The following is an 8,180-nucleotide window of genomic DNA, read 5'->3' as shown; positions in this document are numbered from 1 at the left end:
CTTGAAAGTATCCTATCCGTTAGTTGAATAAAGCAACCAATCACAATGATCGGCTGCTTTTTTTGTTTTATTGAGCTAACGTTTCCCGTTAGTTTAGTGAATCAAAGGAACCTCCTCCCTTCTAAACAGATAACCTTTCTAGGTACCGCGCTACAAGGGCCAGTCTCAATTTCACAGTGAGTGAGGCTATAAGGAGAGGCAAAACTGTTTCCCCATGAGTCACCCCCTACCACTGAACCTTTTGATCGCTTCCTCGGTCACCGGCTTGAAGAGGTTAATGAGGTTGCCGTCGGGATCACGGAACAACACAGCACGGTTCCCCCACGGCATCGTGGTCGGTTCCTTTACCCACTCGTCGACAAACGGCTTCAAGCGCTCGTATTCGGCATCGACATCATGGACGAGGAACTCGAGTATGACAGTGCGATTGTCGGCCGCCACTGCGGAACCAATGCCGAACAGCGGCACAGTATGGGAGTGACCGATCGCCAGGGTGCACGATGGCACAACGAGTTCGGCAAAGGCTGCCGCGGGACGTTCCGCTGAAACACCCATGACTCTCTCATAGAACTCAACAAGACGATCCACATCGTCGGTAATGATACGTACAGAAGCAAAATTCATAAAATACCATCCTTCCTATAATAAATGATACAGTATCTTATCAGGGCAAGAACAAGCTATCCACCCCATTATGTTTACCTAATCGATAATAAACTAACGCTACTGACAACGTTATGTCAGTAGCATTTTAACATATTCGGGTATTCTCTCTGCTAAAGTTGATACCCTTTATATATTCTGCCCTTTAGTTGAACAGCGGCGGATTAAAGATGGTATCCGCCGCCAATAAGCACTAAAAAAATCGTTTATAAAGTTCTCTCCGGCGCTCGCCGAGTAGCTGTGCGTAGATTTGAGTGGTCGATGCCTTCTCATGACCGAGCATACCTTGGATGAAATCCAGAGGGGCACCGTTATCAAGTAGTTGGCACGCATAGGTATGCCGAAATCGATGTGGGTAGACATTCGCTTCAATTTCTCCCCGATCTGCCAGTCGTTTTAATGCCCATCTAATCGTAGGTATGGCCATTCGTTTTGTTGGATGGGTATCGGTTACAAATAAGGCTTTACAGGCGTCCTCACGGCTGGCCAGATACTTCTTTAGCCATACTTTGCACTCTGTCGTGAAGTAAACTTCTCTCTGCTTTGATCCCTTGCCATTAACGATCGCTGAGCAGTTCTCCCAGTTCAGATCCTCGATGTTGACCTTCTCCACCTCACCAACCCGGCAGCCGGAACAGTAGAGAAACTCAAGCAGAGCTTTTTCCCTGAGTGACTGGCATGAGATCTTCAAGTGTATAACATCTTCCTCAATTAAGAACTTAGGAATACGCTTATCTAGTTTAGGTTCTCTTAATTTTAAAGATGGATTCGTAGTCAGATACGTCTCTTCATAAGCGTAACGGAAAAGTGAACGAACAAACCGAATACGATGGCCTAGGCTGCTTGGCTTCAACCGGTCTGCTTGCCTTGCTAAATATTCCTTCAGCATTGTTAACGTTACTTCCGTTATAGCCAGGTCGCCTAGCTCCGACATCAACATTTTGTGCTGAAGCGAGTATGCTTTTAATGTTTTTGGACTGAATCCTTGAATACGTTTGTCAGCTTCATACAACCTCCACAACTCACTTAACTTCATAAACAAACCTCCCTTTAGAAGCTATTAAATCTAGTTTGCTTCTAAGGAGAGATTTTAATCTGCATAATGTATTAAACTAGCGTTTCCCGTTAGCGTATCGAACTTTCCGACCCAGTTAGACATATTTTGTCAGCCAATTGGTCCTGTTGAGTCTGATTACTCTGTCTTTAAGTTGTCTAGTTCATTAAGATATCAACGATTTTTAAGATCAAAAGCTTTTTCTAGAGCAGCCGTATCTTCAAAGATTTGAAAAAACTTTATCTTCTCTTGTTCTATTTCACAAATGATTGCCCAATCACTCTCGAACACTTTCCCAGTTACGTTGACCTTAATGCGGAAATTCCCCCATGCACACGCCGCTTCCTGATTACCAATAAGTTTGTTTAGGACAAATCTCTCTATTTGCTCTGTTTCTGCTAATATTTTTAAATATTTTCTAACACCTTCTTTACCATGAAATGTACCATATAAAGGAATTTCCTTAGAGGTTTCTTTTTTAAGAATAATAAAATTCGCTTCCTCATGAACCATTTCAATCACTTTATCAATCTGTTTGCTTCCTAGTGCTTGAAAATAGCTTGTTAGCACTTGTTGGGCACTTTGCATGGTCTACTAATCTCCTTTCGGTATAGGCATAAGCTTTGCACACGCCAATATTAACATATTTCACCATTATCCTGCCCGTTAGCTCAATGAAAAAGGAGCAGCTGCCGACCGGAAAACTGCTCCTTTCTATTTTCGACTAACGTTTCCCGTTAGCTGAATATAATGAGTCGTCTGTCATAAGCTCCTTCTCTTTTCGCTCATGTGTAGTCATTTCAATTTCTCATCGATCAATTTTATAATGTTTTCATAATAAGATATTTCGTGAGGCACAAAATGATCTTTGCCTATCATTTTGTCTATTAAGATTTTATTCTCATCAATCACTTCGATTCCTTCTATTCTAATATAATCTAATTCCCCTAACCACAGTTTACAGAAGGATTCAAATTCAGTTCTTACAATACCCGATACTTCTTCTTTTTGAGGGGTCACTTCATTAATAAAGTTATCAACAATATATAAATAAACGTTAGCAAGTTCCTTATCAATAAAGCCTGTTTTATTCACGTGATAATCGATCACTCCTAGTGATATTAGATCGTTAATAGAAACATCTATGCCAATCTCCTCTTTAATCTCCCTTATTCCATCCAGCACAGTCTCGTGAGCCAATAAATGTCCAGCTGCAGTTATGTCATATAGACTCGGATAATCTTTTTTCATCGAACTACGAAGTTGGAGATAAATATATCTTTTATCTTCTTTACTAACAAACCAACAGTGGAATGCTTCATGCCAATGCCCTAACCTATGAACTTCTTCCCTAGTTGCAATACCAATCTGATTGCGGTTATCATCAAAAATCTTCAACATTTCATTTTCCATCATTGACAGGCCTCCTTTAATTACATCCCTACTCGTAACCACTCTAAAGGATCATTGCTTGCGAAATGCTTCTTGATAAATTCGAGAACTTCATCATTTCCTGGCAACCTAACTCTTTCGATCGCATCATTAAATGATAACCATTCGTATTTACTATGTTCATGATTTAAAATTACATTTTGATCCTCATCCATATATCCCACAAATACAGGCGCAATATAAATATAATTTTCTTCGGCTGAATAGAATTGATCAATCTTATTTGAAGTGAACAGGGTAACATTTGTAATACTCGTTTCTTCACGGATTTCTCTTAACGCAGCTTCCCAGGCCTTTTCCCCTTCTTCAATAGCACCGCCAATATAACACCAAATGCCTCTTAATACAGAAGTAGCCCGTTCTAATAACAAGACTTTGTAACCACAAGGTGTGTTTTTAAGTAATACTACTGCTACACCTCTACATCTTAATGGAACTTCAGAATGTACCCCTATCATAGTTTCCTAACCTTTCTAAGATAATTTATGAAAAGTTGGTGTTAATTAAATTAGTCATCTACAAGTATTCTCGAACGCCTCTAAAGCCCTCGAAATCGAACTCATGACTCATTCTGAATCGTGCTTCATGCATTGAACCCTCCTTGAAAAAAGCGAAAAGCATCGGTTCGAACACTTTTCTCTACTGTTCATCTATCATCACTCTCCCATCTGATTTTAATCAAATGATACAGATGAATTCCATTTAAAAAAAGAGAAGTTTTTCAGATTGAATTTCCTATTTTTGTTCGATTTCATAAAAATTACTCACCGCACTATTATCTTATCCCGATTTATGAATTAAAACAGATTTACGCCCAACAAAATGAAATGAAATGAAATGAAATGAAATGAAACTAACCTGCCCGTTAGCTTAACGATGCTAATGTATATATCTTTCTATTTAATTGCCCCTACATATTAAGTGTAACATCAGGACATACCTAATATGAGGTGTTAGACATGAGTAAAATATTCTCAATAGTTCTATTAACTTTAAGTATTATGGGAACGTTTTTAGTAAATCGTACGAGCGATTATGAGATCAAGACAAATTACAATATGGATCACAAGTGGATCAAACTCCCAACACAAACCGGAGCCTTGAACATCGAATTAATTACAAGGAATGAAATAGAAAAGGTTAGCTTTTGGCTTGTTCCGATGGGAACTTCTGGTTGGAGATTTAGAACCTTATTAGGTATAGATGATAATGGTACAGATGGATGGAGATTAAAGTGGCAATTCTCAAATACAACAATTTACGATCATATTGTAATTGAAATTTCTAGAACAGATGGCGAGACTGACTCATACATTCTAAACGTCTCAAATCAATAAAAGCCTAGACTCTAAAAGTTCAACTGGTAATCATTCAAATACCCAAACTATCCAACTTAGATCCTGGTCACCAATATATATCGGATAGGACCTAAAAGTTGGTCAGATTTGCTCTGAAAGTTACTCTAAAAAGTTAAATTCATTAAACTAACCTGCCCGTTAGCTTAATGAGGTCATCAATCTAATATAATTTTTCCGTTCGATACTGTCCTAAAAGGTATACAAGAAAAGGATCGTCAGCATTTTTTCAACGATCCCTATTGTCAGTCCCGCAAGTTGAAATCAGTGGATAGAACAGGTCATGTATTCAGTTGCAAAACTAATTATCCGTATACTTCCTTTGGTGAATCGGCGTACCTTTAGTGACTTCACCTGTCGCTGTATTGATTTCTAGTGATTCTACTAAAACCTTCCACCCATTGTCGCTTTTAAAAACTTTATAAGGGAGTGGTGGTGACTGTTCGTAGCTTTGTCCTGCATACTTTTCGATCACTGAAATCTCAACTTCATTACTATTGATCTGTTTGCTTCCAACAATTTCATACCCAGTAGTAGGTTACATATCCTTCTTCACGACTTTTCTCATCCAAATAGTTTATATCTTTTGAATAGAACATCATTCCCTCTGCATCCCTAGCAATGTAAGCATCATAGTACTCAGTTGCTGCTTCCATCGGAGTTTGTGCAACGACTCTTTCCGCAGTTGTAGTCGATGTCACTAAAATAGAACCGGCCACAACTCCTGCAAGTAAAAGCGATACTAATTTTTTTCCTTTCATGGATTGAAGACTCCTTTTCCTGTTATATTCCTAAAAAAATGGGAAATCTTCTTTAGGTCTACTAAGTATAACGTGTTCGATTATTGGAAAGTTGTAAGATTGTTGTTACAGTATCTTGACTAAATTCTTTGTTATATAGAGTCGTGGTACTTCCTACTTTATCTTTAGATGTATTTGTTGAACCAGTTACCTCTTGAGTACTTTCTGATCCATTACTAACCTTTTCCTGACTTGGATTTTGGCCGCATCCAGATGCAAGGGCGATGGATAGAACAGCAATCACACTAATCATACTTTTTTGAAATCTCATCTAAATCATCTCCATAAAAAAAATGTATAACTTTCGAATATTATATTGCGTAACGTTACGTTATATATTCCGTTGAAAAGGCGGTTTATTGCTATCGTGTCCCGTTAGAGCAACGACTTACTCTGTTGAATTTCGTGTTCCTCAACATAAAGCGGCATCAGAGAAGGCGGATCGTACCTTATTGCGGCCTTTAAACGACAAAAAGGGTGCCGATAGCCATAGCCCCATAGCCGCAACTAAATAATGAGCCTAATCCGACAGTGCCCGCATGATGTTGGATTTCGCCTCTGCCGCAATCGCTTCATTCCCGTCATCGACCGCTTGCATTAAGATCAGTATGGGGATGTATACCGCGATCAGCCGCGCCAGCAGCTTCGTTTCCTCGTCCGCTCCTCCGTATGTTTCGAAAAACACGCCGCGAGCGAAAGGTGGTAAAAAGCTATAAGCAACGCTCAAATCGCAAGCCGGATGGCCTACGCTCAGATCGCCCCAATCAATGATGCCGGAAACGATCCCGTTCTCATTCACAAGCATATTTTTGAAATGAAGATCGCCATGTAGCAGTGCATTCACCGCCTCGACACGGTCCATTTGCAGCCAGCTAATATACGCTTCGATCACACCGGACTCCTCCGGCGACAAGTGTTCAACCACCTTCGATAGAAAGCCCTCCAATTTCACTTTGCGCGATGCTATGTCCGTCAAGTTTCGATGATCTTGCTGAACTCCGCACTTCAGCGCCGCCTGCACCGGAAACTCATGCAATCTCCGCAAAAATTTCGCCAGCGTCTCTGCCGATAAAGCCCGGCGTTCTTCCGTCAAACCGATTGGGAAATCTCCTGGCACGTAGGTATAGCCAAGAAATGGTGCCGGGTATTCGTCACTAGCTTCGCCATAAAACAACGGTTTCGGATAGGGGATAGTCATGTATGCCTCCAGCTTCGGCAGCAGCTTCCCTTCCATACGAATCGAGCCAACTGCAATCGTTCTTCTTGGAAACCGGAACACGTACTCGTCACCGATGAGAAAAACCGTATTGTCCCAGCCCCAGCCCAATCGCTTCACTTGCTTCGATGACAGCTGAGGGAATTGTCTGCCGATCAGCGTCCGCGCCTGCTCTTCGTTAACCTCCCACTCCGCATCCCATACATTCGTTCCTCCCATGAATTGTCTGCCTCCTCGTTCCTTACGTTATTTAGATGTTTACATTCCCTGGAAGTTACGCATAACTGCCCGTTAGTTGAGTAAAAGCAGCCAATCACAATGATAAGCTGCTTTCTTGTTGTTATTGAGCTAACGTTTCCCGTTAGTTCAGCGAATTGATTTATAAACCTTATCTAAATGATCGAGATGCAAGTGTTGGCCTAATGGTATATATGTTATATGCATCCAGCTTCAGTTCTGCTTGCTCCTAAAATACTCTGCTGTTTCAAGAATTCCATCATTTTCTGAGAATAATCCTCGATCAATAAATACATTTAGTAATTCTGGAGCTACCTCTCGTGTCACTTCTAGTAATCTAATGTATTGCCATTCGTCCGCCCAATCAATACTTCTATTGACAACTTCAGGATATTATTGTCTCAACCACTTGAGAGGTATCTTCTTCATACCTTATTGTTTGTTCAATTTTCAGCAAATAAATGCTAAGGCTTCTTAATCATTTCAACACCGTCAAAACTAAGGCTTCAATTTCTGTTTCCTTTTTCAACATATATTTATCAAAAAACGCCTTTGTATAAGAGGTAATAATGTTGCGCTGTTCCATGGCGTCCCGGGTTCCTCTGGAAGCCTCATTCGTGAAGGCAAACAAGGCATCGGAAAAGTCACCGTGAGTCACATTGTCAATAATGACGAAGTATGTTTCCTGACTGTTGGTTTCAAGAAGAAATGCGTTCGTATTATAAGCAAGTGCAGTACTGAGCTGCATGAAGGGTTTCTTAAGATCGCTATCCAGGGCACCTAACATATTACCGTCAAGATTTACACCGCCGACAAATCGGTCATCGTCTCGGGTAACAATGGTCGCTGTCGTTCCTCCAAACGAATGTCTAAACATCCCCATACCGATTTTAAGGTGCAATCTACCTTTAAAAATCGATTCCATGTCACCACTATTCATTTTGTATAGATGGTCTGCGATATGTCTAACATCCTCACTTTGTAACACAACGTATTTTGAAAAATTGACTGCCGCAGGGGCCGAAGTCAATGTATGAGAGATCTCAATGGCTTTTTCTTTCTCGAGCTTTTCTGCCACAATTTGAGGCATAAGTGGCGTAATTAGCGTGGCGAATTCTTGTCCATATTTATTTAAATCATCGATGAATCTCTCTGACATCCTAGCTATTCGTCCATCCTTGAGTTTATACATACCACTTTCCGCGTGGCCAATGGATACGACAATATAGCCGGAGCTAGCCAGGTCTTGACAGTACAACGTGCCTTGCTGCGGGTAAGCGCCTGCACCATGAGAATAGAATAAAACCGGATATTGATCTTCCTTTTCAGACAAGGCCACATCTTCGTAAGACCATGTCTTAACATTGGAGTCAAATAGCTTCTCACCCGCTCCCCCCCCCCCC

10 protein-coding genes are annotated in these 8,180 nt (G+C 40.7%); 1 reads left to right on the top strand and 9 read right to left on the bottom strand.

The genetic code is table 11. From position 1 onward, the window contains the following. Window positions 1-219: 219 nt before the first annotated feature. From PPA03S_RS31745 to PPA03S_RS31725, 5 genes are all read right to left on the bottom strand, one after another. A complete protein-coding gene (locus PPA03S_RS31745) occupies window positions 220-624 on the bottom strand; it encodes a VOC family protein (RefSeq protein ID WP_053325236.1) in 405 nt (134 codons plus the stop codon). A gap of 232 nt (window positions 625-856) precedes the next feature. After that, window positions 857-1,699, bottom strand: coding sequence for a tyrosine-type recombinase/integrase (locus PPA03S_RS31740; RefSeq protein ID WP_062330016.1), 843 nt, complete (start codon window positions 1,697-1,699; stop codon window positions 857-859). Between the two features lie 192 nt (window positions 1,700-1,891). Then, a complete protein-coding gene (locus PPA03S_RS31735; protein ID WP_062330015.1) occupies window positions 1,892-2,305 on the bottom strand; it encodes a nuclear transport factor 2 family protein in 414 nt (137 codons plus the stop codon). A 207-nt stretch (window positions 2,306-2,512) separates the two neighbouring features. Then, complete coding sequence (locus PPA03S_RS31730; protein ID WP_326100386.1) at window positions 2,513-3,133, bottom strand: NUDIX hydrolase; 621 nt, start codon at window positions 3,131-3,133, stop codon at window positions 2,513-2,515. Between the two features lie 17 nt (window positions 3,134-3,150). Continuing rightward, window positions 3,151-3,627 (bottom strand): NUDIX hydrolase, encoded by a 477-nt coding sequence (locus PPA03S_RS31725; protein ID WP_062330014.1) that lies wholly within the window; start codon window positions 3,625-3,627, stop codon window positions 3,151-3,153. A 501-nt stretch (window positions 3,628-4,128) separates the two neighbouring features. Between PPA03S_RS31725 and PPA03S_RS31720 the strand changes: the two genes are divergently transcribed. Continuing rightward, complete coding sequence (locus PPA03S_RS31720) at window positions 4,129-4,506, top strand: hypothetical protein (protein WP_062330013.1); 378 nt, start codon at window positions 4,129-4,131, stop codon at window positions 4,504-4,506. Between the two features lie 539 nt (window positions 4,507-5,045). Here PPA03S_RS31720 and PPA03S_RS31715 read toward each other — a convergent pair. The 4 genes from PPA03S_RS31715 to PPA03S_RS31705 form a co-directional block, all read right to left on the bottom strand. Next, window positions 5,046-5,285, bottom strand: a complete 240-nt coding sequence (locus PPA03S_RS31715) for a hypothetical protein (RefSeq protein WP_062330012.1) — start codon at window positions 5,283-5,285, stop codon at window positions 5,046-5,048. A gap of 61 nt (window positions 5,286-5,346) precedes the next feature. Beyond that, on the bottom strand, window positions 5,347-5,595 hold the full coding sequence (locus PPA03S_RS33145) for a hypothetical protein (protein WP_157284479.1): 249 nt from the start codon (window positions 5,593-5,595) through the stop codon (window positions 5,347-5,349). Window positions 5,596-5,844: 249 nt separating this feature from the next. After that, window positions 5,845-6,759, bottom strand: a complete 915-nt coding sequence (locus tag PPA03S_RS31710) for a phosphotransferase (protein ID WP_062330011.1) — start codon at window positions 6,757-6,759, stop codon at window positions 5,845-5,847. A gap of 496 nt (window positions 6,760-7,255) precedes the next feature. After that, a partial coding sequence (locus tag PPA03S_RS31705; protein ID WP_062330010.1) for an alpha/beta hydrolase occupies window positions 7,256-8,180 on the bottom strand: 925 nt, incomplete at its 5' end.

This window comes from Paenibacillus pabuli NBRC 13638 (genome assembly GCF_001514495.1).
GTDB classification, from domain to species: domain Bacteria; phylum Bacillota; class Bacilli; order Paenibacillales; family Paenibacillaceae; genus Paenibacillus; species Paenibacillus pabuli.
The sequence above is the reverse complement of the archived record's forward strand: the minus strand, read 5'-3'. Positions and strand labels throughout refer to the sequence as shown.

Bases quoted from the DNA above. Each gene is read 5' to 3' on its own strand.
- PPA03S_RS31745 (WP_053325236.1), bottom strand. From the start codon at position 624: ATGAATTTTGCTTCTGTACGTATCATTACCGACGATGTGGATCGTCTT.
- PPA03S_RS31740 (WP_062330016.1), bottom strand. From the start codon at position 1,699: ATGAAGTTAAGTGAGTTGTGGAGGTTGTATGAAGCTGACAAACGTATT.
- PPA03S_RS31735 (WP_062330015.1), bottom strand. From the start codon at position 2,305: ATGCAAAGTGCCCAACAAGTGCTAACAAGCTATTTTCAAGCACTAGGA.
- PPA03S_RS31730 (WP_326100386.1), bottom strand. From the start codon at position 3,133: ATGATGGAAAATGAAATGTTGAAGATTTTTGATGATAACCGCAATCAG.
- PPA03S_RS31725 (WP_062330014.1), bottom strand. From the start codon at position 3,627: ATGATAGGGGTACATTCTGAAGTTCCATTAAGATGTAGAGGTGTAGCA.
- PPA03S_RS31720 (WP_062330013.1), top strand. From the start codon at position 4,129: ATGAGTAAAATATTCTCAATAGTTCTATTAACTTTAAGTATTATGGGA.
- PPA03S_RS31715 (WP_062330012.1), bottom strand. From the start codon at position 5,285: ATGAAAGGAAAAAAATTAGTATCGCTTTTACTTGCAGGAGTTGTGGCC.
- PPA03S_RS33145 (WP_157284479.1), bottom strand. From the start codon at position 5,595: ATGAGATTTCAAAAAAGTATGATTAGTGTGATTGCTGTTCTATCCATC.
- PPA03S_RS31710 (WP_062330011.1), bottom strand. From the start codon at position 6,759: ATGGGAGGAACGAATGTATGGGATGCGGAGTGGGAGGTTAACGAAGAG.